Below are 25,046 nucleotides of genomic sequence, written 5' to 3'. Positions count from 1 at the left end.
GACTACCTACTGCGTTAACGGCTTTGCACCGGAAACCTTTAGCCCGCCCAGCTTTATCCGGCGCGCCCGCGTGGTCCGCTATCGAAGTAGCCCATGATGGAGATAAGCTTGTCGGCGTAAGACGGGTCGGTGGCATAGCCGGCAGCCTGAATGCGGTGTGCCGCCTCTTCCGCCGATGCTGCGCCCACCACGTCGCGGTAGCGGTCATTTTGGCTGATCAGCCTGGCATAGTCGGCGAACGACTCGGCATACGAATCGTAGGCACGGAAGGGTTGTTGCACCTTCTTGGCGACACCGTTTTCGTATTCCGTTGTCATGATGTTTACGACCTTGCCCTTCCAGCCGGATGTCGCCTTGATGCCAAACAAGTTGTAGCTGGTACTGCCGTCTTCAGCCTTGATCTCGCGGCGGCCCCAACCGGACTCCAGCGCGGCTTGGCTAAGTATCAGTTTCTCAGGCACCCCACTTTCCGCAGCGGCCACCTTCGCTGCCTCGGACATGCGACTGACAAAATTCTGGATATGTTCGGGCGCGCCCTTGATGGCGGAATAGATCTTCCCGGTAATTGGGTTGCGTGCCAGCATGTCGATCAAGGCCGAGATCGACGAAGCATCTTCGCGCCGGTTGTCACCCACGCGCGACTGCAGCGTCGGCAAACGCGAGGCGGCCAGTTCCGGCGGCGTGGGTTCGCTGCCCAGCTTATGCGCAGGCCCGCCCTGGTTCGCCTGCATCTGATCCAGCAGCGCCTGCGCCAGGCCCAGACCAGGGTTGGACAACTGCAAGGCCATCTGCTCGTCGCTCATGCTTTGCGCCAGGCGGGTCTGATCGCTATCGAACAGGGATGGCTGCGTAGACACCTGTCGTGCCTGCTTGAGCATTTGCTGAATGAACAAGGCCTCGAACTGTTGGGCGACCTGGCGTTGCGCTTGCGCGGGCGCCTCGGCGCCCACACTGGCGCCCTGCTTCAGGCTGTTAAGCCCGCTGAAGTCCAGGGACGAAACTGAATCGGCTGTCGGTCGCGGAATATACTGAACAAAGGCCATGACGCTACCTATATGATTTCAAGATCGGCGCGCAGCGCGCCCGCACTCTTGAGATTCTGCAAGATGGACAGCAGGTCCTGAGGGGTGGCACCCAAGGCATTCAGGGCATTGACCACATCGGCCAGATTGGCGCTGGTGGTTACGCGCTGCAGGCTGCCGGCGTCGGACCGCATTTCTATTTGGGTGTTTTCCGTAACGACCGTCTGCCCGCCGCCAAACGGCGTGTCGGGCTGGTTGACCTGCGATTCCTGGCTGATCACCACCGACAGGTTGCCGTAGGCGATGGCTGCCTCGTCTATCGTTACCGTGCGGTTCATTACGACCGATCCGGTACGAGCGTTGATAACGACCTTGGCGCGAGCTGGCGCGACCCTGACCTGCAGGTTCTCAACTTGCGACAGGAAAGCGGCCTGGGCGTCGGGGGCAGCAGGTCCGCGAACCTGGATCACCCGCCCGTCCAGCGCCGTAGCAATACCGCTGCCAAACTGCTGATTCAGCGCGGCAACCATGTTTTGCGCGGTGCCAAAGTCGGTGGTGTTGAGCTCCAGGTTGATGATGCCGTCCTGGGCGTAAATAGTGGGTACGCTGCGTTCGATGATGGCGCCGTTGGAAATGATGCCGCCATTAAGCTGGTTGACCTGCACGCTGGAGCCGCCGGCTTGAGCGCCCGCACCGCCTACCAGCAGGTTGCCCTGCGCCATCGCATAGACCTGGCCGTTGGCCCCCTTAAGAGGCGTCATCAACAAGGTACCGCCGCGCAAGCTCTTGGCATTACCCATGGACGACACGACCACGTCCACCGTCTGACCGGGTCGCGCAAAGGCCGGCAAGCGCGCCGTTACCATGACTGCGGCCACGTTCTTGACCTGCATATTCGTGCCCTGCGGCACGGTGATGCCCAGTTGCGAAAGCATATTGGTCAAGCTTTGCTGTGTGAAAGGCGTCTGGCGGACCTGATCGCCACTGCCATCCAGCCCCACAACCAGGCCGTAGCCAATCAATTGGTTGGCGCGCACGCCCTGGATCGAGGCAAGGTCTTTTACCCGCTCGGCTTGCAAGGCTAGCGGCGCCATCATCAGGACGGCACCCAGGCCAAGTACAAGCAGCCGGCCGGCGCTGGAGCGTAATCGACGGGTAAGTAGGGAAATCAAAGCCGGCACCATGCTAGAACGGAGAAATATTCAGGAAGAAACGTTGGAGCCAACCCATGGTCTGTACTTCGTCCATGGTGCCCTTGCTGCGAAATTCGATGCGCGCATCCGCGACTTGTGTGGACGAGACGGTGTTGGATCCGGTAATGGAACGCGGATCGACCACGCCCGAGAAGCGGATGTGCTCGCTGCCTCGATTGATCGCTATCTGTTTGTCGCCGGCAATTTGCAGGTTGCCGTTGGGCAGCACGCCTATGACGGTCGTGGTCAGCGTGCCCGAGAATGTGTTGTCGGCACGGGTCGACCCCTTGCCTTCCGAGGCATTGCTGCCCGTGATGTCGAAGTTTTGCTTGGCGCCCAGGTCGGTCGGCAGGATGGCCGGTGCCAGGCCCACGCCAAAGCCGGCGCTGCCGCTGCGATCCGTGGTGGTCTGCACGTTCTTGGCCGCGTTGGTTTTTTCCTGGATCACCACCGTGACAATGTCGCCCACGTTACGGGGCCGACGATCTTCAAATAGAGGATAGTTGCCATAGGCTGTGGGCTGGAAGATAGCCCCATTGGCCTGGGCAATAGGAGGCGGCGGCATGGGCGGCGGAGCCGTCAGCGGCCCAGTTACCACCGGCTCGGGTGGCACCAGGGCGCAGCCCGACACCACGGCCATCGCGCAACACAACAACAAGCGGATAAAACGTTTAGGCATTATTTACAGTTGCGTCAGGCGCGCCAGCATTTGGTCGGAGGTCTGGATGGCCTTGCTGTTCATCTCGTAGGCGCGCTGGGTAGTGATCATATTGACCAGTTCCTCGGCCACGTTGACGTTGGAGGTCTCGGTGTACTGCTGCAGCACCAGGCCCGCGCCGTCCAGACCCGGTTGGGCAAAGTTGGCAGGACCCGAAGCATCGGTTTCAACATACAAGTTCTCGCCCGCGCTTTGCAAACCGGTCGGATTGATGAAGGTGCTCAGTTGCAATTGGCCGATCTGCACGTTGGTGCCGGTTGCGCCGGGCTGGGTAACCGACACCGTGCCATCGCGGGCTATCGTCAGCGTCAGGGCGTTGTCCGGAATATTGATGGGTGGCTGCACCGGGTAACCGCCAGCCGTTACCAACTGGCCGTTCTGATCCACTTGCAAGCTGCCGTCGCGGGTGTAGGCAAAAGTGCCGTCAGGCATTTCGACTTGCAGAAAGCCCTTGCCCTGGATGGCGATATCCATGCTGTTGCCGGTGTCCTTCAGGTTGCCCTGGGTATGGATGCGCTCGGTCGCTACCGTGCGTACGCCGGTGCCGACCTGCAAGCCCGAAGGCAACTGGTTGGCAGCGCCAACCTGGGCGCCTGGCTGGCGAACCGTCTGGTACATCAAGTCTTCGAAAATGGCCCGGCTGCGCTTGAAGCCGGTGGTGTTGACGTTGGCCAGGTTATTGGAAATCACATCCATATTGGTCTGCTGCGATTCCAGGCCTGTCTTGGCAATCCAGAGCGAACGTATCATGATCTATATCCTTGTGGTGGCGCTGGCTGCGCGCCGGTACCGGTACAAAATTAATTGGTGGAAAGTATGGAGTTGGCACGCTCGGCGTTGGCGCTGGCATCTTGTATGACTTTCATCTGCATCTCGAAGCGGCGGGCATTGGCGATCATGCCCACCATGGCTTCAGCCGGATTGACGTTGCTTTTTTCCACGAAGCCCGCAATCATGCGTACCTCTGGATCGGCCGGCACGGGCTGGCCATTGCCCATGCGGAACAGGCCATCGTCGCCGCGCAGCATGGCGCCCGGCTGCGGGTTGACCAGCTTCAACTGGCCGATAAGCTGAATGTCGTTGGGGTTGTCACCCGCGCCCAGGGCAGAGATCTGCCCATCGCCCGAGAAGGTAACCGCGCCGCGATCGGGAATCTCCACCGGCACGCCATCGGCCGACAACACGGGATAGCCTTGCTGGTTCACCAGCAGGCCCTGTTGGTTAACGGCGAACTCGCCCGCTCGGCTATAGGCTTCGCCTTGCGGCGTTTGCACACTGAACCAGCCCTCGCCGGTAATGGCCGCATCCAGGGCGTGTCCGGTTTCCACCATGACGCCCTGCTCCAGGCTGCTGGACGGCGTGGACGTTACCGTGGATACGCGGGTAGGCAGCGTGGGCGCAGCACCGACCACCGGCACGGAACGGTATATCGCCAACTGCTCGCGAAAGCCCGCCGTGTTGACGTTGGCCATGTTGTTGCTGATGACGGCCTGCTGCTCCAGCACGCGGGCGGCGCCACCCGCCGCCGTGTAGATGATGCGGTCCATATAGCCCTACTTAACGCATCTGGATCAGAGTCTGAAGAATCTGATCCTGCGTCTTGATGGTTTGCGCATTGGCCTGATAGGTGCGCTGCGCAATAATCATGTTGACCAGCTCCTGGCTCATGTCCACGTTGGACTCTTCCACCGCCTGGCCCTTGATGCGAGCCATGCTGTTGCTGCCGGGACGGCCCAGAATAGGCTGGCCCGAATTCGATGTTTCGGCCCAGGCGTTTCCGCCTACGGGCTGCAGGCCTTGTACGTTGGCAAAATCCACCAGCACCAGCGCGCCCATCGATTGGGTCTCGCCATTGGTGTAGCTGGCGACGATGGAACCATCGGCCGCAATTGCCATGCTGGCGTATTCGCCGGTGGCGAAGCCGTCCTGACCGAAGGTGTAGGTGAAGTCGCCGCCGAACTGTGTGGAGTTGGCGTAGTCGATGGTGAAGTCCAGAGCGTCGGCAGGCGTGGAACCTGGCACGGTAACCTTCAAGAACCCCTCCGGCGCTGTGGGGGTCACGAGACGCCCGCCTTGGTCGAAAGTCAATTGCGTTGCACCATCAGCCGGGTCGTCCACCGGCTGGCCTCCGAGGCGATAGTAGACGTCCCAGACGCTTTGTGTGGGATCAGCCGAAGGACGCTTAGCGAAGTACTGCATTAACTGATGAGAGTTACCGAGGGAGTCGTGGACGTTAATCGGTAGCGAGTGGGTGTAGGTGCCGGCGACGGCGGGGTCGAACGCTGTGGCTGGAACTGCCGTGACTGGAGCAACATAGGCAGTATTATTGGGACCCACACCAAAATTCGTGGTGCTGGGTGTGGCTGTAGCGTCAATTACTACTGGCGAGCCGGCACTTCCCGTCGTATATGGGCCAGCAGCGGGTAAGCCCGGATCCCCCGGGGGCAGCGGAACGCCGGCTGCAGTCGTCCACTGAAATGCTCCACCGCTCATAGTGTAATTGTAGGTGCCGCCACCTGCACCGACCAGCTCCACCTGACCGAACACCTCCGTCACACCGACAACCTCACCACCCGCCAACGGCGCATTCGCATCCAGATTCAGCTTGGTCGTCACGATGTCTGTCTCCGACGGGGCAATATTCCCGGTGGGCACGCGCACGGCTACCAGATTGGTGCCCCCTTCCGCGTAACCCGTCAGCCGATAGCCCTGCGCATTGATCAAATAACCATCCTTGTCTGGCGAGAACTGCCCGTTACGGGTATACAAGACGCTGCCGCTCTGATCCATTACTCGGAACATGCCCTTGGATCCGTCGATCGCCATGTCGAACTGATTGCCGGTGTTGGACACCGTACCGATCGTGAAGCGCTGGTTGATGGCGGCCACTTGCGTACCCAGGCCGACACGCGAGCTGGCGTAGACGTCGGCAAAAGATGCCGTGCCGGCCTTGAAGCCCACCGTGCCGGAGTTGGCGATGTTGTTGCCGATGACGTCCAGATTCTGCGCAGCGGCATTCAAACCGCTAAGACCTTGTCCGAAACCCATGATTAACCTCGTTGACTTTTAACTGTGTTTTAAGAAAGCGGCGCGCATCCGCGACACCGCAGCAATGCTGCCGCCACTACATAATTTTTCGAATGTCCAGCAAGGAGAACTGACCGGCCAGGCCCAGATCCAGCTGCAAACCATTGGAGGAATACGCCACGCTGGACACCTTGCCGTACATCAGGGCGCCCGCCGACACGGGCTTGCCGTCTCCATCGAAGGCGGCCACTTGCACGGTGTAGGCGCCATCAGGCATTTCGGCTCCGCCGTCGGCCTTGCCGTCCCACTCCATGGACAAGACACCGGCAGGCTGCGGGTCGAGTTCGATCTGGCGTATGGCCTTGCCGGAGCCATCAAGGATGGACACCGTAACCTTGGTGGCGGGCGAAATGAAGTCAACGCCGAAAGGCGTCGACACCTTCGCGCCGGCTTCGCCGCCCAAAGATATCTTGCTGCCGGGCACCAGCACATCCTTACCGATCAGGCTGGCGGCCTGCATGGATTGCGAAACATCCATCTGGCCCGATAGCGCCAGCAGGGTATTGTTCAATTGATTGATGCCGTTAACCGTGGAAAGTTGCGCGATCTGCGATGTGACCTGCGCGTTGTCCATCGGGTTGAGGGGATCCTGGTTCTGCAATTGTGTAACCAGCAGGGTCAGGAAGCGGTCCTGGGTATCACCCATCAGGCTATTGGTACTGGCCTGGCCATAAGCCATGGGATTGGGGCTGGAACTGCCGACCGGGTTGGGACTTGTAGCCACGCTGTGCTCCGAATAAAAAGGTCTGAACTGTCAGCGCGGCCTACTGGCCGATCGACAAGGTACGCATCATCAGGTTCTTTGCCGTGTTGATCACCTCAACATTGGCCTGATACGAGCGCGAGGCGGAAATCATGTTGACCGTTTCAGCCACGACATCAACGTTGGGCATGGCCACATAACCGTCGGCATTGGCCAGGGGGTTCTTGGGGTCGTACTGCAGGCGCGGCGGAGCGGCGCTTTCGACCACAGCGGCCACCCGCACGCCGCCGACCGAGCCTGTATACGACTGCCCGGCCACCGGTGTCATCTGGAACACCACCTGACGCGCCTGGTAAGGCTGGCCATCGGGGCCTGCAACGCTGTCGGCGTTGGCCAGATTACTGGCCGTGACGTTCATGCGCTGCGACTGCGCTGTCAGGGCGGATCCGGCGATCTGAAATATGCTGGTCGTCGACATAAATAATCCTGTGAAATCCGGGGGCTATGGCGGCTACTGCTGCAGCGCCGCCATGATGCCCTTGATCCGAGCTGAAATAATCTGCAGATCGGTCTGGTATTTGGCTGTGTTGTCGGCAAAGGCTACGCGCTCGACATCCATGTCGACCGTATTGCCGTCCATGCTGGGCTGCAGCGGCTGGCGATACAGCAGCGTGGCCGGATCCGGCGCAACCGCCTTGGCCGGAATGTGGCGCGTGGATGTCAGCGTCAAGTGGGTATCAGGCAAATGCATGCTGCCGCCGGCCATGGCATCGCGCAGCGCCGATGTAAAATCGAAATCGCGTGCTTTATAGTTGGGCGTGTCGGCATTGGCAATATTGGCGGCCAGGACTTCCATGCGCTTCTGGCGCAAGCCCACCGCTTCTTGGTAAAAACCCAAATCGCCGCTGATACGATCGATCATATGTCACCTGCTGCGTGAAGATACAGTGCATAGTAAAGGCGGGGTTCGAAGAACAAAGTATGAAATAAGGCGCCATTTGTCGGCCAGTTCCCGCGTTGCGCCTAATAGGGCTTCTATAAAATGACCTCATGCAAAAGCTCTGGCTCGTTTTAGCCCTGTCCCTGATGCCCGCCCTGTCGAGCACACATGCCGCCCAGTCCGCCGTCCGATCGGTGCCCATCCAGGATCCCGCCATCGTGGCGGCCGAGGTGGAAGACTTTCTGCGCAGCCAAGCCAGCACCTACCCCGGATCGGTCGAAGTCACCGTGGAAGCGCCCCGCATACAGCGCCAACAGGCTTGCGACCAACTGCAGGCGCATTTGCCCACGGGGCAAAGGTTGCGTTCGCGGATGACCATAAGCGTGCGCTGCGTCTCGCCGGTGGTCTGGACCACCTACGTACAGGCGACTTTAAGCATTCAGGGCTATTACTATGTCGCCAACCGCAATATCGAGTCGGGCGACGTGATTTCGCTGGACGACCTGGGCGCGCGCGAAGGCGACATCTTGCGCTTGGCCAACAACATCGTCTTTGATCCCAGCCAAGCGGTGGGGTACATTGCCAGCCAGCGCATAGCCGCCGGTGGGCCGATAAAGTCCAGCGCCTTGCGCAATCCGGACTCTATCCAACGTGGGCAAATGGTGCGTACTGAAGCGCGCGGCCGCGGCTTTGTCGCCACGGGCGAAGGCCAGGCCCTGCAAAGCGGCGCGCCCGGTACGCAAATACAGGTCAGGGCCAGTTCGGGCCAGATCGTCAGCGGCATGGTGGTCAACGCCAATACCGTGCGGATACTGATGTAGCAAAACCCGGCACTAACCCTAAAGTTCTCGACTGATCTGCCGTAAAAGTTCTGAGCAGACACAGTACACTACCTGAAGTAGCCCGGAGAATACGCTTGAAAATCACCTCACCCCCTTGAAAAACCCGACCACCGGCCCAGTGGCTGGCGCGCGGACAGACGGCGTGAGCAGTGCTGGCGTGTCGTCAACCGGCGCAGCCGCCAGCGGCCGCGCTTCCGTGGACCTTAGCGCGGCGGCCCGGCACCTTTCCAGCCTGGAAAGCACCGACAACGACGTCAATGTGGCCCGCGTACAAGAAATCCGCGACGCCCTGGCATCCGGCCAGTTAAAAATAGACCCCAGCCGCATTGCCGACGGTCTGTTGGCCAGTGTGCGCGACCTGCTTAAATAAACCATCCGCAACATGAATAGCAACATTGCGCAATTGCTGGCTTGCCTTGAAACCGAGACGTCTCTGGTAAACGAATTTATCGTCTTGCTGGAGTCCGAAGCGCAAATTCTGGCCGAGGGCGGCGACGCCGAGGCACTGGCCGACAGTACGGCGCGGAAAAATATCTATGCCGACCAGCTCACCCGGGCGAATGAAACACGCCTGGCGCTACTGACGGCGCTAGGTTACAGCGCCGACCGCAATGGCCTGGATGCCGCCGCGCACGACCACCCCAGCCTGCAGTCTGCCAGCCAGCATCTGCTGGAACGGACCCGCATCGCCGGCGAGCTGAACACCTCCAACGGCACCATCATCGACAGTTTTCTGGCGCATAACCAGCAGGCGCTGGACACACTGCGTGTGCTGGCCGGCCAAGGCGATCTTTACGACGCCAGCGGCCACACTCGCCCGGGCGGCAAAGCCCAGAGCAAGAAGATCAAGGTCGGTTAGGCCTGGCGGGCCTTCAGGGCCCGGTCATTTCCTTTAGCGCAAATAACTTCAATAGTGCCGGCGGCGACAGCGATGAGGTCCATGCCTGCTTGCCCACCAAGCTTGCTGCAACCTTACGCGCTAGCTGTGCGTTGGCGTCCTGCGTCAATTGCCATGCCGCCAAGCCGCACTGCACTGCCACCAGCGCCTGATCCTGTGCCGACCTGCCCGGACGGTTTTGCGCAAGCAAGCGCCATAACTGCGCAGCATGTCGCAATGCCACCTTGGCTTGCACGCGTATCAGCAAACAGGTGGCCAGCCATTGCGGCGAGGCGCCTTCCTTGAAGTGGCTCAGCCCGTGCAAGGTTTTCACCAAAGTGCCGTCCTGTCGATGCACCAAGCGCAAGGACACACTTTGCAGGGCCAGTGCCGGTTGCTGACGGGCATGCAGGTATACGGTGGCGCTGGCAAACCATACTACGAGGTCGTCCGCGGGTATGCCGGCCACCTTATCCAGCCCAGCCAACACGGCGGTGGCGGGCAGGGGTTGATGATCTTGTGTCTTGGCCAGGGCGCCCATGGTGGTCGCGCAATCGTCGACCATCACACGCGTCGTCGCGCCGACCTGCGCAAGCCAGTTGGTTCCGGATGCGCTCAGTTGCCGCCACAAGCCCTGGCTGCCGCCATCGAACAAATGAACGGCGGCCGTTTGCGCCGCCAGGGCCGAGATCTGCTGTTGCAAGGCTTCAACTGCAGTAGGCGCCACTTGCGCGGCGGCGCCGGTCGAGGACGACCAGCCATCGGGAAAGCCAAGCTGCTGTAGCGTCGTGGTCAGCGCCCTGCCCTCATGCGTTGCCAATAGCGTGGCACGCAAGCGGCCGCGCTGCCCGGTGGGCAAGGCAATTCCGACTTGATCATGCACAGCCAACAAGGCAGCACCCGCAACCGACGCCACATCGTTGCCAGCCACGCGCTGCAGATGGCGCAGCGTACCGGCTGGCAGGCTGCCGTCCACCGTTGCATGGGCACGCCACAGATCGTAGGCCTCGGAAGTAGCCGTGTCTTCGTCCACATAAGCGGCAGCCGCGTGCAGATCGTCCATGGACAGACCACCGTCGCCGTTGTTGACCATGGAAAGCAGGCCGGGCAGCAGTTGCTTGCGGCGCCGTTCTGCGATGGCGCTTCCGCTTTTATCTTCCGCCGGCTTGCTCAGCGACATCAGCGCGGCAAAGTCCGCCTCGGTCGGCGCATAAAGCGCGCTGGCCGTACCACTATGAGACAAGGCCTGATCGACCAGCTCGATGGGGTTGGCTGTGCTGAGGTCTTCGGGCACCTTCTGGCCGGTAGACACAAAATGAATGGGCAATTGATAACGCAAGGCGGTATCCAGCGACGCACCCAGCCGGCTGGCCTCGTCGACTTTGGTAATGATGCAGCCGGCCAAGGGCGAGCCGCCGTCATTGACATAACTGCGGGCCACTTCGTCCAGTGTGTCGCCATGGCTGGAAGCGTTCAGCACCAGCAAGCGACTTACCGGCCGGCCAGCGCCAGCCAGCATTGCGGCTTGCTCTGCTATATAGCGGTCGCGCTGGCTGATGCCGACGTTATCGATAATCAGCGTCTGGTCCGGGCGGATGCCCTGCACGACTTGCTGCAGTTCCTGCGTGTCCTGCACCACATGCACGGGCACGCGCATCATCTGGCCGTAGATGGTCAGTTGCTCGTGCGCGCCTATCCGGTAGGTATCGGTGGTAATCAGTACCAGTCCATCGGGCCCGTTGCGGCGCACGCAGCGAGCCGCCAGCTTGGCAACGGTAGTGGTTTTGCCCACACCGGTGGGGCCGACCAGCGCCAGCGCGCGACCCTGCGTCCACAAGGCGTCCTCGCTTTCAAGCACCGGCAGATGGGTGATCAGCTCGTTGCGCACCCACTGGATGGCGGCCTTGCCCGATAACGCTTCAGGCAGCCGCTTGAGCATGGCTCGTAGCAAGGCCGTGCTGAAACCAAAACCCAGCATGGTTTGAAACAGCACGGCAGCTTGGGGAACCCGACGCAGTTGATTGCCCCACATCAGCTCGTCCATGCGGGTTTCCAGCACACCGCGCATCTCGCCGATGGCGCTCATGACTTCGACACGGGTCTCGACGGGTCGCGGCGCGGGCTGTTGTACCGCTGCCGGCGCGTGACCGCCCTGCTGGGCGGCTGCAGCGGCGGCCGATGTTGCGTCAGTCGCCAGGATTTCCACCCCGCCGTTGACACGCTTGTTGGATACGATCAGAGCATCGGGTCCCAGGGCAAGGCGGACCTGCCGCATGGCCTCTCGGGTGGTACTGCCAACAAAACGGCTTATGTTCATGTTGCTTGACTCCCGCCTATCTGGGCGGTGACTTTAAGTATGCGTTCGTCGGGTATCTCGGCATTGGACAATACCCCAAGTTGCGGGAAGTGGTGGCGCAGGAACCTCGAGAGCGAGGGCCGCAACACCGGCGGGACGACCAATACAGTAGCATCGCCACTGGCCTCCTGGGCTTGCACCGCGCGTTCTGCATCGGACAGCACACTTTCCGCCAGGCCCGGCTCCAGAGCCCCACTGGTGGTCAGGGCTTGCGTCAGCACGCGTTCCAGGCGTGGATCCAGGCCGATGACACGCAGCTCGGTCTCTCCGGGGAACCACTGCTGAACAATGGCCCGTCCCAGCCCCACGCGTGTCAGGGCCAACAGCTCGCCGGCATCGGGACCGGATCCGGCAGGATTAAGCGCTGCCAGGCGCGGCGCATGTTCCGACAGCGCTTCGATAATGCTGCGCATGTCGCGAATAGGCACTTCTTCTTCCAGCAAGCCGCGCAACAGCTTCTGCAGCAGCGTGAGGGTGACGGTTTTGGGCACCAGGTCTTCGACCAGTTTGGGCGACTCGCGACCGATATGATCCAGCAGTTGCTGGACTTCCTGACGGCCAAGCAGCTCGGCCCCGTAACGGTGCATCAGGTGATTCAGGTGCGTGGCGATCACCGTGCCGGCATCCACCACGGTGTAACCCGCGATCTGCGCCTGTTCGCGCAGCGCCACATCGATCCAGACGGCGGGCAGGCCAAAAGCCGGATCGGTGGTCGCCGTGCCCGGCAGCGTCATGGTGACACCGCCCGGATCGATCGCCAGCCATTGACCTGGTGTCGCCGTGCCGTGGCCGATCTCCACCCCGGACAACAAGATACGGTAATCGTTGGGCTTGAGTTCCAGGTTGTCGCGTATGTGCACCACCGGCGGCAAAAAGCCGACATCCTGGGCGAACTTCTTGCGCAGACTGCGGATGCGATGCAGCAGCTCGCCGTTCTGAGCGTGATCGACCAGGGAGATCAATCGGTAGCCCACTTCCAGTCCCAGGGGGTCCAGCAAAGCCACATCGTCCCAGCTTGCCTCGGCGGCCGCTGCCTCGACGGCAGCCTGTGCCTTCATGGGTTCTTCCGCAAGCACGTCTCTTTCGGCCTTCTGGCGCTTATACATCAGCCAGCCGCCGCCGGCCATCGCGGCAGCCAACAGCAGAAAGGCAATGTGCGGCATACCGGGGATCGAACCCATAATGGCCATGATGGCAGCGGTAATGAACAACACATTGGGGTTGGCGAACAACTGACTGACCATTTGCTGGCCCACGTCCTGGTCGGTCGCGACGCGCGACACCACGACGCCTGCTGCAGTGGATATGACCAACGCAGGTATTTGTGCGACCAGGCCATCACCGATGGTCAGCAAGGTATATACGCGTCCTGCTTCACTGAAAGCCAGGTCGTGTTGGCCCACGCCGATGATCAGCCCACCCACAATATTGATGACCATGATCAACAGGCCGGCGACGGCATCGCCCCGCACGAACTTGCTGGCGCCGTCCATGGAGCCGTAGAACTCAGCCTCCTGACCCACCTCGGCGCGGCGGCGGCGTGCCTCGTCTTCGCCGACCAGGCCGGCGTTCAGATCGGCATCTATCGCCATCTGCTTGCCCGGCATGGCATCCAGCGTAAAGCGCGCGCCTACCTCGGCAATACGGCCGGCGCCCTTGGTGATCACCACAAAGTTGATGATGACCAGAATCACGAACACGACAATACCGACGGCGAAGTTGCCGCCGACCAGGAAGTGGCCAAAGGCCTCGATCACCTGGCCGGCCGCGTCCGGACCCTTGTGGCCATGCATCAGCACGACGCGCGTGGAGGCCACGTTCAGCGCCAGCCGCAGCAGCGTGGCAAACAGCAGGACCGCCGGGAAGGCCGCGAAATCCAGCGGCTTCTTGGTGAACATGGCGACCAGCAATATCATCACCGCCAGCGAGATATTGAAGGTAAACAGCAGGTCGAGAATAAAAGGCGGCAAGGGCAGAATCATCATGGCCAGGACCATGAGGATCAGCACCGGGCCGGCCATCAGGCGGGCATGAGCGGAGCCGCTGTCTTTAAGTATTGCCAGGAAACTATTCATGATGCGTGGGCCGCGACCCCATTATTCTCCAGGGGATCGAATCCCGTCGGGATGGGCAGGCTGGTGGGCACTTGAGGCTCGGCGCCCGTGCCGCTGTTCCAGCTGCGCAATTGAAAGACCCATGCCAGAACCTCGGCGACTGCAGCGTACAGTTCGCCGGGAATCTCCTGACCGAGTTCGACATGATGATGCAAGGCCCGCGCCAGCGGGGGTGCACTGAGCTGCGGTACCTTGTGTTCGTCCGCGACTTCGCGGATGCGGGCCGCCACCAGGCCGGAGCCTTTGGCCACGACTCGCGGCGCGCCGGCTCCGCCTTCCTTGTAGACCAGCGCCACGGCGTAGTGCGTCGGGTTGGTGACGATGACATCGGCGCTTGGCACTTCCGACATCATGCGCCGCCGGGCCATGGCACGCTGCTGCTGGCGTATGCGGCCCTTGACGTGTGGATCGCCATCGCTTTCCTTGTGCTCTTGCTTGACGTCCTGCAAGGACATGCGCATCTTTTTATGGTGGCTGTAGATTTGCCAGGGCGCATCGATCAGCACAATCAGTATCAGGCCCGCCACGATCAGAGCGCAACACAAGGCAACCAGGCCTATACCGGTAGTCAGCGCCGCGGTTGGTGTGGCATGCATCAGCGAAATCATCTGATCGCGGTAATGCGAGATCACCATAAAGGCGACGATGCCTATGACGGCGGCCTTGGTCAGGGTCTTGAGCAACTCGACCATGGTTTGCGCCGAAAACATGCGCGCCACGCCCTTGATGGGGTTCATCCGTTCAAACTTGGGCTCGAGCGCCTTGGCCGAGATCAGGAATCCCCCAAAGAGACCGATGCAAAAATCGCCACCACGACCAATATGCCGAACAGCGGCAAGAGAGTGAAGATGGCTTCCATGGCGGAAGTTGCCGCTACAGTAAGCATCACATTGGTGTCATGACCGACCCGCAGGTCAAACCACAGGCCCGAGCGCAGGATGTCGGTCAGGCTCTCGTACATCCGGCCGCCGGTAAACCACAAGGTCGCGACACCCGCTGCCAGCAACATGAAGGTATTAAGCTCTCGCGAGCGCGCAACCTGCCCTTCCTCGCGCGCCTTTTCCAGGCGCCGGGGAGAGGCGGGTTCCGTTTTCTCGAGGTCGCTGTCCTCTGCCATTCAGTGCCAGATACGTAGATGGATGATTCCACGCAAATTCTAGTCGAACCACCGCCTGGCGAAGGCTTGAGCAAACGACATAAAGTCGCTTAATTCGGCTGGTGGCCCTGGGTGACGATCTCTTCGAAGCGCGGGTAGTCCACGCCCATGCGCACCGCACCCCAGCGGCTGCCATCGATATCCAGGGGAATCGACAGATCGGTGACAATCTCGCCGGTATCGCGCATATAGGTCTGGCAAAGCACCCCGGACTCGTTCTTGGCGGCTCCGAGGCTGACGGGATCGTCGAAGATGCGCTTGTTGCGCACATGACGCGTGTCGTGGTCCAGGTCGCCCGTGGGCTTACGCGAGTAAATCGTGTTGTGCGTGGGGCAGTAGCCGTTCTTGTCGATAAGAAGCGTATAGAACCCGCCGGGCAATTGCTCGAGCACATAGTCGAGGATTTGCGTCAGCTGCTGATCGATGGAGCTGTCGTAAACCGTGTTGTAACGCGCCGGATTACTGTTGGGTATGCGCCGGTACTGCTGATCGAGGATATCCACGCCTTCGTTGCGGGCCTTGAGCAGCAGCTTGACGCAGGCATGCTGCAACGAATGCAGGATGTTGACCAGCGAGTCGAAGGGCGTGTTGCCCGTGCGCAGCGCGGCAAGCATCTCTTGCAGGTTCTCGGATTTTCCGGCCACCGCGCCGACTTGTTCGGTCATGGTGACCATGCGGCTTTGCACCTGCGCGCTAAGCGATGCCATGCGCTCGATCGACTGGTTCATTTCGGTGTTGGTGACAGCCACTTGCGAGACGGTGTGCACCACTTCCGTCATTTGCAAGTCCATGTGCTCGAAGTCCTTGACGAACTGATCGAAATTCGACGTGAACTCGGTAACCACCTTGTCGGATGAACTCATGTCCAGGTGGATCTGGTCGGTTTTGTCGCGCGTGTCGGCAACGAGCTCGAGAATTTCGCTGGTATGTTGGACGATTTCGCCAGTAGCCGAGTTGACCCGCTCGGCCAGCTTGCCGACCTCGCTGGCCACCACGGCAAAGCCCTTGCCGGCCTCGCCGGCCCGGGCGGCCTCTACGCCGGCATTCAGCGCCAGCAGATGCGTTTGCAGAGCAATGTCTTTAATGAGACGACTGGTGTCTTCCACGGATTGTGCGCGTTGGCTCAGTTGCGTGACCACACCGGAAAAGACCTCCATCTGGGTGGACACCCGGGTCACCCGCTGGTGCAGGTCGTTCAGTTGCGCCAGGGTTTTGCGCGCCACATCCATCTGCGTATGAAAGGTCGAGGCGATTTCCGTTACCGAGGCGGATGTCTCTTCGGACATCGCGGCAATTTGGGCACCCCGGCTGGCCAGGCCTTCGGACTCGGCCGCCTGATCTTGCGCCATGGCGTGGCAGGCCTTGGTCTGGGCCTGCAGGCGTGCCGTGTTCAGGGAGATATCAATACTGGCCTGGCGCATGGTCACGAATCGTGCACGCAGGTTGCTAAGGAATCGCGAAAGCGGCCATGCCAGCGGGCTGAGAGTCCAGGCCCGGTCGGACAGCGTGGCATGCCCACGGCTAAGCTGGCCCAGCAGACGCGACACACCCATGGTGCGCTTGGTTTTATGTTTCATTATTGTCTCCCCTTACTGCAGTGATCGTGTAGCCGCTATCTCGTCACGATTAAAACCCCAAATTGGCCAGCAGGTCGTCGACCTGATCCTGGCTCGTTACCACATCGACCTTGCCTTGCGGACTGACTTCAGGCCCGTTCAGCAGCGAATTTGCTTCCTCGCGTTTTTCTTGCGGAACGTTGTCGATCAAGACTTGCACCAGCTCGGTTTCGATGGCCGTCACCACGCCCAGCATCTTCATGATGACCTGGCCGGTCAGATCCTGAAAGTCCTGTGCCATGATGATTTCAAGCAACTTGCTTTGCGAATCTTGCGTCTTCTCTGGAATGTTTTTCAAGAGCGCGCGGGTATCATCTACCAGCTCACGTGCCTGGTCAAGTTCGACGGGATGGTCAAACCACGCCTGCCAGCGCGCGTCCAGTGCGACAGCCTCGCGCTGCATGGATTCCTGCAGCGGCTGGACATGTTCGGCAGCGTTAAGCACGCGGTTCGCCGCCTGCTCGGTCATGCGGGCAACGTAATGCAGGCGATCGCGAGCATCCGGGATGGCATGGGCGGCATCCTTGATGGCTTGGTCCAGGCCCAGTTCGCGCATGCTTTCGCGCAGCATGCGTGTCAGCGACGCGATCCGATGAATCAGGTCGGTTGAAGGATCGGCGGGCGGCTGGCCCCAGGAATTGTCAGCGGTGTCCATGGTTGCTCCTTAAGATCCCAGCTTCTCGAAGATTTTGTTCAACTTCTCTTCGAGGGTTGCTGCGGTAAAGGGTTTGACCACATACCCGTTGGCCCCTGCCTGTGCAGCGGCAATGATGTTTTCCTTTTTTGCCTCGGCCGTAACCATCAGGACGGGCAGTTTGGCCAGTGCCGGATCGGCACGGATTTGCTGCAGCATCACCAGGCCGTCCATATTGGGCATGTTCCAGTCCGAGACGACGAAGTCGAAGTTGCCATTGCGCAGCTTCTCCAGACCCATGGCCCCGTCTTCGGCTTCGTCGACATTCTCGAACCCCAGGTCTTTCAACAGGTTTTTGATAATGCGACGCATGGTCGGGAAATCATCGACCACCAGAATCTTCATGGATTTCTGTACCACTGATTACTCTCCAAAGTAATGAACCACCAGGGGGCGCGTGGCCTACACCCGGTGACCATAGGAGCCAGCGCTTGCCAATATGCGCTCGCTCATTTCTGACAACGGCACCGCGATGTCGGCTGCACCAATGTGCAGGGCCTCTCGCGGCATCCCAAATACTACGCAACTTGCTTCGTCCTGCGCGAAGGTCAACGCGCCGGCCTGTTTCATTGCCAACAGTCCTTGCGCGCCATCCTTGCCCATGCCGGTCAGAATTACGCCGACGGCATTTTTTCCGGCAACGGCGGCGGCCGAATTGAACAACACATCCACGGAGGGGCGATGCCGGTTGACCGGATCGCTGTATTCCAGCTTGACGACATAGTTGGCACCCGAGCGGGCCAGCTTCATGTGCGCCACGCCGCCCGGTGCCAAATAGACATGGCCGGGCAATACGCGCTGCCCGTCTTCGGCCTCGTGCACCTGAACGGCGCAAAGGTTGTCCAGCCTTTGCACAAAAGACTTGGTAAACCCTGCCGGCATATGCTGGGTGATCATAATGGCCGGGCTATTGGCCGGCAAGGGTTCGAGCACCTGGCGTATGGCTTCCGTGCCGCCCGTCGACGAACCAATCAGCACCAGCTTCTCGGTGGTCGAATAAACATGGGTCAGGCGACGGGGCGCCGCCGTTCCAGCGGCCGGTGCCTGACGTGGCTTCGAGTGAGCGGCAGCGCGGATCTTGTCCGCAATGAGCGTGCTGTACTCGAGCAACCCATCGCGCAGGCCCAGCTTGGGCTTGGTGACGAAATCGACAGCGCCCAGTTCCAGCGCGCGCAGCGTAACCTCGGAGTTCCGTTCGGTAAGCGACGACACCATGACTACAGGCATGGGTCGCAAGCGCATCAAGCGTTCCAGAAAGTCCAGGCCATCCATGCGCGGCATTTCCACATCCAGCGTCAACACGTCCGGATTGTGCTGCTTGATAAGCTCGCGCGCGATCAAGGGATCGGGCGCGGACGCCACCACCTCCATGTCGGCCTGACTATTGATGATTTCCGTCATCAAGCCCCGTACCAGCGCTGAGTCGTCCACACACAGGACACGTATTTTTTTCATGTTTCCATCATCATGTAAGCGCAGCGGCGCGCTAGCAAGCCACGTATACCGTCTGCCCCTGCAACTGAAACGCCTTGGTCAGATACGTAAAATTCTCGGAATGGCCCACGAACAGCAGACCCCCAGGTTTCATCACGGTTGCAAAGCGCTCCAGTATTTTGGTCTGGGTCGCCTTGTCGAAATAGATCATGGTGTTGCGGCAAAAAATCGCATCGAACTTCTGGTTCACCGGCCAGTCCGAAGCCAGCAAGTTCAGGACGTCGAACTGAATCATGTCGCGCAGCAGTGGCTTGACGCGCACCATGCCTGCGCGACGGCCCGTGCCGCGCTGAAAATACTTGCGCAGATACTCTTCGGGCACCGGTTTGGCCCGCTCCAGCGAATACATGCCTTCCTTGGCTGCCGCAATGGCGCGCGTATCGATATCGGTGGCCAGTACCGTCACGCCGGCGTCAGGCGCGGGGCAGCTCTCGCGCAGCGTCATGGCGATGGAGTATGGCTCTTCACCCGTGGAGCTGGCGCAGGACCACACGGCAAACGGCTTCTTGCGTGAGCGCGCAAACTTGGCCAGCACCCCAAAATGGTGATGTTCGCGAAAGAAGGCGGTATGGTTGATCGTAAAAGCGTTGACGAAGGTTTCCCAGTGCTCGGAATGCGGATTCATCTCGAGGTGGTCCAGGTATTGCTGCACTTGGTCCAGATGCATGCTGCGCGCACGCATGGCCAGCGTGCGTTCAGCCATCTCGCGCTTATGGTCGCCCAACACAATGCCGGCACGCTTATGCAACATGCGTGCCGCCCGCTCAAAATCGTTATGCCCGACTTCTGGCAAGACGGGCATGGTGAAGATAGACTGCGCTAAAGAAGACATAAGCTAGGAGCGGGCAAGCGCTCCAAAAGTGGATGTCAGGCCCAGGCGTTCTGCCGCCGATTTATCGCCTGAATCCGAATGTTGAAGGCGCGCGGCTGCTACGTCGATGACCTCACTGGTATTGATCTTGAACACGGCGACCGCATCGGTCAGGCGCGCAGCCTGTTCCTGTAGCGAGCCGGCTGCGGCGGCTGCTTCTTCAACCAGTGCCGCGTTCTGCTGCGTCACGCTGTCCATCTGCGTGACCGCCTGGTTCACCTGCTCGATGCCATCAGACTGTTCGTGCGATGCCGAGGCGATTTCGCCCATGATGGTGGTAACGCCTTGCACCGAACCCACCACTTCGCGCATGATGTCGCCCGCCTGGCCTGCCTGCTTGGCGCCTGCCGCAACTTTCTGCTGCGCCTCTTCGATCAGTACCTTGATCTCCTTGGCCGCCTGGGCACTACGCTGGGCCAGCGAGCGCACTTCGCCCGCCACCACCGCAAAGCCCTTGCCCTGCTCGCCGGCACGCGCCGCCTCGACCGCGGCGTTCAGCGCCAGGATGTTGGTCTGGAAGGCGATGCCATCGATCACGCCCACGATCTCGACCATCTTGCTCGAACTGGTGGTGATCTCGCTCATGGTGCCTACCACGGCAGAGACCGCGTCGCCGCCGCGCTGCGCTACGTCCGATGCACCCTTGGCCAGCGTGTCCGCCTGCAAGGCGTTGTCGGTGTTCTGGCGCACGGTGGCAGCCAATTGTTCCATGCTGGCAGCGGTTTCCTGCAGCGAAGCGGCTTGCTGTTCTGTGCGGCTGCTTAAGTCGGTATTGCCCATGAAGATCTCGCGCGAACCCAGCGTGATCTCTTCCACCCCTTCGCGCACGGTGCTGACCGTGCGGGTCAGGCTTTCCTGCATGCGGCGCAGCGACTCGTACAGCAGGCCGATTTCGTTGCGCGACCGAACGTCCACACGCTGGGTCAGGTCGCCACTGGCGATGCGATCAAAGTGCGTGCCAGCTTCGCGCAAGGGACGCAGCACCATGCGGCCTAAAAAGGCGTAGGCCAGCAAAGCGATCAAGACGCACAACACCATGGCACCGCCCACCAGCTTCAGAACGATGGCGTAGTGCTCGCCCTCTTCACGGTAGGCGCGGTCGATGATGCGCTGCTGATAGGCTTCCAGGCTGCCCAGGGAACTGTAGAGGTCTTCTTCCAGAAACAGCGTAGTACTGCCCAGGAAGGCATGATATTTGGCCACTTCGCCGGCGGTCAGCATCTCGAGCAGGGGCAGTACGCCCCCTTCCATCAAGCTCGCATAGGCATCTATAACGCGCGCATAGCGGCTTTCCGGATCGTGCGCCTTGGCCGCGAGCTCGCGGTAGCCGGCAAAGCGGACCAGCGATTGATCGTATTCCTTGCGCGCCTCGTCGATCAGGGCACGCGATTCGTCGCTGAGCGCCGAGGTGGCGCTGGCGTCGGTCGTGCCGCCCCATTCGCTGGCGATGGCGTAGCTTTGTTGGTCGCTGTTGACCATATAGCTGGTCACGGCGCGACCCAATATGGTCTGTACGTTCTTGTAGTTGTCGATAACAGAATACAGGGTGGCGCCCAGCCTCTGATTCGCCACGATGTTGTCCAGTGCACGATTATTGGCCCGCAACGACAGAACACCCAGCGCCGCCCCGGCAACAAGCATGATCAAAAAGAAAACCAAGACCAGGATCAGGCTGGTTCGAATCTTCATCCGGGTGAAAAGTTTACTTATTGACATGGTTGCTCTACATCGGCGTTGGAAGAAACTTGCTTAAACGACAGCGCTTTCGACGAGGGCCATTTCCTCGCTGGTCATGAGTTTTTCGATATCGACCAGGATAAGCATGCGCTCGCCCAGCGTACCGATACCCATCAGATACTCCGTAGAAAAGGCGGTGCCGAACTGCGGCGCGGCACTGATGTGCGCCTGTTGCAGCATCAGCACATCGGACACGCCATCAACCACCACGCCGACCACGCGCGAGTTAAGGTTCAGTATGACGACGACCGTCTGGTGGTCGTATTCGACGCTCTCGAGATTGAACTTGATGCGCATGTCGACGATGGGCACGATGATGCCGCGCAGGTTGGTCACGCCCTTCACGAACGAAGGAACATTGGCAATACGGGTAACGGTTTGCGCGTCATAGCCGCGGATTTCCTGAACTTTCAGGATATCGATGCCGTATTCCTGTGCGGCCAGCGTGAAGACCAGGAACTCGCGCCCGGTGGAATCGACTTGCTCGGTGTTGGACTCGAACTTGGTGAACATTGCTTTCTCCGAAACTTTAATATGGCGTTATATCGTGGCTCGTTCGCGTGTCACGCGCATCAGCGCAAAGACATCGACAATCAGCGCAACGCTGCCATCGCCCAGGATGGTGGCAGCGGAGACCCCAGGAATTTTCCTGTAATTGGATTCAAGGTTTTTGACAACGACCTGATGCTGGCCAATAAGATGGTCAACCAGCAAGGCAAAGCGAACGTCCTCGGCCTGCAGGATGACGGCAATGGACCGGGTGATGTCGGTTTCGGCCTCATCGACCGAGAAGACGCTGTGCAAGGCCACCAACGGCAAGTACTCGCCACGCACATGGAGCACATGCTCGGTCTCGGAGATGCTGCGTATCTGGTCGCGAGACGGCTGCATGGACTCCGTAACGTGGCTAAGCGGCAGGATGAAGGTTTCGGCCCCTACCCTGACCGACATACCATCCAGTATGGCCAGCGTAAGCGGCAGGATGATCCGGGTTGTGGTGCCCTGGCCCGTGCGCGACGAAAGCTGTATATGCCCGCCCATGGCCTGGATATTTCGCCGCACGACGTCCATGCCCACGCCGCGACCTGAAATGTCGGTGACTTTTTCGGCGGTCGAGAAGCCGGGCGCGAAAATCAGTTGCCAGAGTTCTTCGTCCGGCGTGTTCTCGGTAACGGCCATGCCTTGCGCCAAGGCCTTCTTGAGAATGCGATCGCGATTCAGACCGGCGCCGTCATCCGACACTTCAATAACGATCTGGCCGCCATGATGTTGTGCCGACAGCACCATATTGCCTTCCGGATTCTTGCCGGCGGCAATGCGGGCCTCGGGCGTTTCGATGCCGTGGTCGATACTGTTGCGAACCAGGTGGGTCAGCGGATCGATAATGCGTTCGATCAGGCTCTTGTCCAGTTCGGTGGCCTGGCCATGGGTGGTGAGCTTGATGCTCTTGCCCATCTTGCTGGCGTTCTCGCGCACAACACGGGGGAAACGGCTGAACACATAATCCATGGGCATCATGCGGATGGACATGACCGCTTCCTGCAGGTCGCGGGCATTGCGTTCCAGTTGCTCGATGCCGTTCAGCAAACGATCATGCAGGACCGGATCCAGGCTGGACGAGCGCTGCACCAGCATGGCTTGGGTAATAACCAATTCGCCAACCAGGTTAATAATCTGGTCGACCTTTTCCACGCCCACGCGGATGGTGCTGTTGGACGCTGAGGCGGCGCCCTTCGATTCTGTCTTCGCCGCGGCAGCGGCCTTTGCCGGAGCGGGGGTTGGTTCCGGTGCGGCGGCAACAGGTGCTGGCGCTGCCGGCACTTCTGCCGCGGGAGCCTGGACGGGCTCAGCGGGCTGAACCGGCTGTGAACTGGCCGGGGCCGATGCCGTCGCGGGCACCGGCTCGTGGGTAATTTGTACTTGGTCCTCGCTGACAATGAAGCAGCAAACGGCTTGCAGATCATCGGCGGTGGCGGTGGTGTCCAGCCAGATGCTCAGGCTGTCGGCACCGGGCTCTTGATGCAGCACCTGACCCAGCAATGCCATTTCAGCCGCCAACGCCTCAGCGTCCTTGGCATTCAGGCGTTTCAAGCGTACGCATAAGGGTCCGGTGGCTGCCGGGGCCGCGACTGGGGCCGGGTCGACGGCGGCCACGGGCGGCTCGGGCTGAGCCGGCGCGGGGGCGGTGACGGGCTGGGCAACTTGCGGCTCGGCGGGGGCATCGCCCGACTGCTCGAGCGCCAGTTCGCGCAATTGCGCGCAAATGCGCTCGTAGGCATCTACATCAGGGTCCTGCGAATTGCGGTAAGCGGCGACTTGCTCTGTTAACACATCTTTGGTTTCCAAGAAGAGATCTATCATGTCTTTGCGCAGGGGCATCTCGCCGCGTCTGATGGCATCCAGCAGGTTTTCAAGCAAATGGGTGGTGTCGGCCAGATGGCCAAAACAGCCGAAGGTTCCGGCGCCGCCCTTGATGGAGTGCGCGGCACGGAAGATGGCGTTCAGTTGATCGATATCCGGCTGATCGATGTCCAGTTCCAGCAAGGATTGCTCCATGTCAGACAGCAGTTCATCCGCCTCATCGAAGAAGGTTTCAAAAAACTGACTGAGGTCGACGCCCGCACTCATGCTTACTTCCTTTGCTGTAAAGCTGTCTGTATGGCCCGCGGTGCCCGGCGGCGCGACTCGAACTACCAGTTGGAGACAGGCAGCTCGGGAAGGCCGGGCAAATACAGGTCTTGCCCGGAAATTGGAGCCAGGAGTTCCTGCACGTTGGTAGCCGAATCGCCAGATGCATTTTGTGCATCAATGCGTCGTTCAGCACGCTGGTTTAATACAACAATGCTGATACGCCGGTTTACGGCAGCGGCCGGATTATCTTTAATCAGGCTGACGGAGGACGAAAGGCCGAGAATGCGTTTGATCTTTGCCTCTTCCATCCCCCCTGCCACGAGTTCCTTGCGTGCAGCATTGGCCCGATCTGCGGAAAGTTCCCAATTGCTGTATTCCCGCTCGCCGGACGCATATTGTAACGAATCCGTATGTCCAGCAATACTTATTGTATTTTCAAGCCGATTGAACACCGGACCGAGCTGACGCAGGATGTCGCGCATATACGATTGAACCTGTGCGCTGCCCGTGGCAAACATCGGCCGATTCTGCTTGTCGATGATCTGAATACGCAAGCCGTCGGGCGTCATGTCCAGCAATAGCTGGGGACGGAACTGGCGCAGTATGGGATCAGTTTCGATCAGGGTTTCCAGCTCGGCTTTCAGGTTCTCCAGGCGCTCGGTGTCGCGCAGATCGCCTTCGGTGCGCTCATCGCCGCGCGACTGGATGGGGCTGGGATTGGGAATGACGCTGGAATCTCCAGCCGGGATCACGCTGCTGCCGGTCTCGTTCCGGCTGCCGCCCTTTACCGCAGTCATCAGCGGCATGCGGAAGTACTCGGCGATTTCCTGTAGATCTTTTTGCGGCACCAGCGACACCAGCCACATCACCAGGAAGAAAGCCATCATGGCCGTCACGAAGTCGGCGTAGGCGATCTTCCAGCTGTCGTTATGCTTGACTTCGACTTGTGGTCGCCTGCGCCGGACGACGATACGCGGCTCGTTCTTCTTCATGAA

At 60.4% G+C, this 25,046-nt stretch carries 23 protein-coding genes and 1 pseudogene; 3 read left to right on the top strand and 21 right to left on the bottom strand.

From position 1 onward, the window contains the following. Positions 1-53: 53 nt before the first annotated feature. The 9 genes from flgJ to flgB form a co-directional block, all read right to left on the bottom strand. Positions 54-1,043, bottom strand: a complete 990-nt coding sequence (gene flgJ, locus CKA81_RS03050; RefSeq protein WP_128353985.1) for a flagellar assembly peptidoglycan hydrolase FlgJ — start codon at positions 1,041-1,043, stop codon at positions 54-56. Between the two features lie 8 nt (positions 1,044-1,051). After that, positions 1,052-2,206, bottom strand: coding sequence for a flagellar basal body P-ring protein FlgI (locus CKA81_RS03045; protein WP_164878329.1), 1,155 nt, complete (start codon positions 2,204-2,206; stop codon positions 1,052-1,054). Position 2,207: 1 nt separating this feature from the next. Then, positions 2,208-2,894 (bottom strand): flagellar basal body L-ring protein FlgH, encoded by a 687-nt coding sequence (locus tag CKA81_RS03040; protein WP_128353984.1) that lies wholly within the window; start codon positions 2,892-2,894, stop codon positions 2,208-2,210. A gap of 3 nt (positions 2,895-2,897) precedes the next feature. Further along, a complete protein-coding gene (flgG, locus tag CKA81_RS03035) occupies positions 2,898-3,683 on the bottom strand; it encodes a flagellar basal-body rod protein FlgG (protein WP_128353983.1) in 786 nt (261 codons plus the stop codon). 50 nt (positions 3,684-3,733) lie between these two features. After that, entirely contained in the window at positions 3,734-4,480 is a 747-nt protein-coding gene (flgF, locus tag CKA81_RS03030) for a flagellar basal-body rod protein FlgF (RefSeq protein ID WP_128353982.1), read from the bottom strand. A 10-nt stretch (positions 4,481-4,490) separates the two neighbouring features. Continuing rightward, positions 4,491-5,981: a flagellar hook protein FlgE gene (locus tag CKA81_RS03025; protein WP_128353981.1), complete on the bottom strand. Its 1,491-nt coding sequence runs from the start codon at positions 5,979-5,981 to the stop codon at positions 4,491-4,493. A gap of 76 nt (positions 5,982-6,057) precedes the next feature. After that, on the bottom strand, positions 6,058-6,699 hold the full coding sequence (locus CKA81_RS03020) for a flagellar hook capping FlgD N-terminal domain-containing protein (protein ID WP_128356505.1): 642 nt from the start codon (positions 6,697-6,699) through the stop codon (positions 6,058-6,060). An 85-nt stretch (positions 6,700-6,784) separates the two neighbouring features. Beyond that, a complete protein-coding gene (flgC, locus tag CKA81_RS03015; protein ID WP_128353980.1) occupies positions 6,785-7,201 on the bottom strand; it encodes a flagellar basal body rod protein FlgC in 417 nt (138 codons plus the stop codon). Between the two features lie 33 nt (positions 7,202-7,234). Continuing rightward, the gene (gene flgB / locus CKA81_RS03010) at positions 7,235-7,645 is read right to left on the bottom strand and encodes a flagellar basal body rod protein FlgB (protein WP_128353979.1); all 411 of its coding nucleotides are present in this window, start codon (positions 7,643-7,645) and stop codon (positions 7,235-7,237) included. Positions 7,646-7,773: 128 nt separating this feature from the next. Here flgB and flgA point away from each other — a divergent pair, with 128 nt between their 5' ends. The 3 genes from flgA (at position 7,774) to CKA81_RS02995 (ending at position 9,364) form a co-directional block, all read left to right on the top strand. Continuing rightward, entirely contained in the window at positions 7,774-8,484 is a 711-nt protein-coding gene (gene flgA / locus CKA81_RS03005; RefSeq protein ID WP_128353978.1) for a flagellar basal body P-ring formation chaperone FlgA, read from the top strand. A gap of 163 nt (positions 8,485-8,647) precedes the next feature. Further along, complete coding sequence (gene flgM / locus CKA81_RS03000) at positions 8,648-8,875, top strand: flagellar biosynthesis anti-sigma factor FlgM (RefSeq protein WP_237183402.1); 228 nt, start codon at positions 8,648-8,650, stop codon at positions 8,873-8,875. A 12-nt stretch (positions 8,876-8,887) separates the two neighbouring features. Further along, positions 8,888-9,364: a flagella synthesis protein FlgN gene (locus tag CKA81_RS02995; protein WP_128353976.1), complete on the top strand. Its 477-nt coding sequence runs from the start codon at positions 8,888-8,890 to the stop codon at positions 9,362-9,364. 13 nt (positions 9,365-9,377) lie between these two features. Here the strand turns inward: CKA81_RS02995 and flhF are convergent, their stop codons facing one another. The 12 genes and pseudogenes from flhF to motB form a co-directional block, all read right to left on the bottom strand. After that, positions 9,378-11,699 carry a flagellar biosynthesis protein FlhF gene (gene flhF / locus CKA81_RS02990; protein WP_128353975.1) on the bottom strand — a complete coding sequence of 774 codons (2,322 nt, stop codon included), beginning with the start codon at positions 11,697-11,699 and terminating at the stop codon, positions 9,378-9,380. Then, positions 11,696-13,813 carry a flagellar biosynthesis protein FlhA gene (gene flhA, locus CKA81_RS02985; protein WP_128353974.1) on the bottom strand — a complete coding sequence of 706 codons (2,118 nt, stop codon included), beginning with the start codon at positions 13,811-13,813 and terminating at the stop codon, positions 11,696-11,698. The genes flhF and flhA overlap by 4 nt, the downstream gene beginning before the upstream one ends. Continuing rightward, positions 13,810-14,969, bottom strand: a pseudogene (flhB, locus tag CKA81_RS02980) (flagellar biosynthesis protein FlhB). Before flhB ends, flhA begins: the two are co-directional and overlap by 4 nt. Before the next feature lie 89 nt (positions 14,970-15,058). Next, a complete protein-coding gene (locus CKA81_RS02975) occupies positions 15,059-16,585 on the bottom strand; it encodes a methyl-accepting chemotaxis protein (RefSeq protein WP_128353973.1) in 1,527 nt (508 codons plus the stop codon). 49 nt (positions 16,586-16,634) lie between these two features. Continuing rightward, complete coding sequence (gene cheZ, locus CKA81_RS02970) at positions 16,635-17,279, bottom strand: protein phosphatase CheZ (protein WP_128353972.1); 645 nt, start codon at positions 17,277-17,279, stop codon at positions 16,635-16,637. A gap of 9 nt (positions 17,280-17,288) precedes the next feature. Continuing rightward, positions 17,289-17,678, bottom strand: a complete 390-nt coding sequence (cheY, locus tag CKA81_RS02965; protein WP_128353971.1) for a chemotaxis response regulator CheY — start codon at positions 17,676-17,678, stop codon at positions 17,289-17,291. Between the two features lie 42 nt (positions 17,679-17,720). Then, positions 17,721-18,773 (bottom strand): protein-glutamate methylesterase/protein-glutamine glutaminase, encoded by a 1,053-nt coding sequence (locus CKA81_RS02960; RefSeq protein WP_128353970.1) that lies wholly within the window; start codon positions 18,771-18,773, stop codon positions 17,721-17,723. A gap of 31 nt (positions 18,774-18,804) precedes the next feature. Next, positions 18,805-19,644: a CheR family methyltransferase gene (locus CKA81_RS02955; RefSeq protein ID WP_128353969.1), complete on the bottom strand. Its 840-nt coding sequence runs from the start codon at positions 19,642-19,644 to the stop codon at positions 18,805-18,807. 3 nt (positions 19,645-19,647) lie between these two features. Beyond that, positions 19,648-21,399, bottom strand: coding sequence for a methyl-accepting chemotaxis protein (locus tag CKA81_RS02950; RefSeq protein ID WP_128353968.1), 1,752 nt, complete (start codon positions 21,397-21,399; stop codon positions 19,648-19,650). A gap of 33 nt (positions 21,400-21,432) precedes the next feature. Continuing rightward, positions 21,433-21,933 carry a chemotaxis protein CheW gene (locus CKA81_RS02945; RefSeq protein ID WP_128353967.1) on the bottom strand — a complete coding sequence of 167 codons (501 nt, stop codon included), beginning with the start codon at positions 21,931-21,933 and terminating at the stop codon, positions 21,433-21,435. A gap of 27 nt (positions 21,934-21,960) precedes the next feature. Continuing rightward, positions 21,961-24,048 (bottom strand): chemotaxis protein CheA, encoded by a 2,088-nt coding sequence (gene cheA, locus CKA81_RS02940; RefSeq protein ID WP_128353966.1) that lies wholly within the window; start codon positions 24,046-24,048, stop codon positions 21,961-21,963. Positions 24,049-24,110: 62 nt separating this feature from the next. Continuing rightward, positions 24,111-25,043 (bottom strand): flagellar motor protein MotB, encoded by a 933-nt coding sequence (gene motB, locus CKA81_RS02935; protein ID WP_128353965.1) that lies wholly within the window; start codon positions 25,041-25,043, stop codon positions 24,111-24,113. Positions 25,044-25,046 lie beyond the last annotated feature (3 nt).

This window comes from Pollutimonas thiosulfatoxidans (assembly GCF_004022565.1).
GTDB classification, from domain to species: domain Bacteria; phylum Pseudomonadota; class Gammaproteobacteria; order Burkholderiales; family Burkholderiaceae_B; genus Pusillimonas_D; species Pusillimonas_D thiosulfatoxidans.
Note: the sequence above shows the minus strand (reverse complement) of the source record. Positions and strands in the feature narration are given on the sequence as shown.

Excerpts from the sequence above, each read along its gene's own strand:
- flhA (WP_128353974.1), bottom strand. The coding sequence starts at position 13,813 with ATGAATAGTTTCCTGGCAATACTTAAAGACAGCGGCTCCGCTCATGCC.
- CKA81_RS02995 (WP_128353976.1), top strand. The coding sequence starts at position 8,888 with ATGAATAGCAACATTGCGCAATTGCTGGCTTGCCTTGAAACCGAGACG.
- CKA81_RS03045 (WP_164878329.1), bottom strand. The coding sequence starts at position 2,206 with ATGGTGCCGGCTTTGATTTCCCTACTTACCCGTCGATTACGCTCCAGC.
- flgB (WP_128353979.1), bottom strand. The coding sequence starts at position 7,645 with ATGATCGATCGTATCAGCGGCGATTTGGGTTTTTACCAAGAAGCGGTG.
- cheA (WP_128353966.1), bottom strand. The coding sequence starts at position 24,048 with ATGAGTGCGGGCGTCGACCTCAGTCAGTTTTTTGAAACCTTCTTCGAT.
- flgG (WP_128353983.1), bottom strand. The coding sequence starts at position 3,683 with ATGATACGTTCGCTCTGGATTGCCAAGACAGGCCTGGAATCGCAGCAG.
- CKA81_RS02945 (WP_128353967.1), bottom strand. The coding sequence starts at position 21,933 with ATGTTCACCAAGTTCGAGTCCAACACCGAGCAAGTCGATTCCACCGGG.
- CKA81_RS03025 (WP_128353981.1), bottom strand. The coding sequence starts at position 5,981 with ATGGGTTTCGGACAAGGTCTTAGCGGTTTGAATGCCGCTGCGCAGAAT.
- motB (WP_128353965.1), bottom strand. The coding sequence starts at position 25,043 with ATGAAGAAGAACGAGCCGCGTATCGTCGTCCGGCGCAGGCGACCACAA.
- flhF (WP_128353975.1), bottom strand. The coding sequence starts at position 11,699 with ATGAACATAAGCCGTTTTGTTGGCAGTACCACCCGAGAGGCCATGCGG.
- CKA81_RS02955 (WP_128353969.1), bottom strand. The coding sequence starts at position 19,644 with ATGTCTTCTTTAGCGCAGTCTATCTTCACCATGCCCGTCTTGCCAGAA.
- CKA81_RS03020 (WP_128356505.1), bottom strand. The coding sequence starts at position 6,699 with ATGGCTTATGGCCAGGCCAGTACCAATAGCCTGATGGGTGATACCCAG.
- flgJ (WP_128353985.1), bottom strand. The coding sequence starts at position 1,043 with ATGGCCTTTGTTCAGTATATTCCGCGACCGACAGCCGATTCAGTTTCG.
- CKA81_RS02960 (WP_128353970.1), bottom strand. The coding sequence starts at position 18,773 with ATGAAAAAAATACGTGTCCTGTGTGTGGACGACTCAGCGCTGGTACGG.
- flgC (WP_128353980.1), bottom strand. The coding sequence starts at position 7,201 with ATGTCGACGACCAGCATATTTCAGATCGCCGGATCCGCCCTGACAGCG.
- CKA81_RS02975 (WP_128353973.1), bottom strand. The coding sequence starts at position 16,585 with ATGAAACATAAAACCAAGCGCACCATGGGTGTGTCGCGTCTGCTGGGC.
- flgF (WP_128353982.1), bottom strand. The coding sequence starts at position 4,480 with ATGGACCGCATCATCTACACGGCGGCGGGTGGCGCCGCCCGCGTGCTG.
- cheZ (WP_128353972.1), bottom strand. The coding sequence starts at position 17,279 with ATGGACACCGCTGACAATTCCTGGGGCCAGCCGCCCGCCGATCCTTCA.
- CKA81_RS03040 (WP_128353984.1), bottom strand. The coding sequence starts at position 2,894 with ATGCCTAAACGTTTTATCCGCTTGTTGTTGTGTTGCGCGATGGCCGTG.
- CKA81_RS02950 (WP_128353968.1), bottom strand. The coding sequence starts at position 21,399 with ATGTCAATAAGTAAACTTTTCACCCGGATGAAGATTCGAACCAGCCTG.
- flgA (WP_128353978.1), top strand. The coding sequence starts at position 7,774 with ATGCAAAAGCTCTGGCTCGTTTTAGCCCTGTCCCTGATGCCCGCCCTG.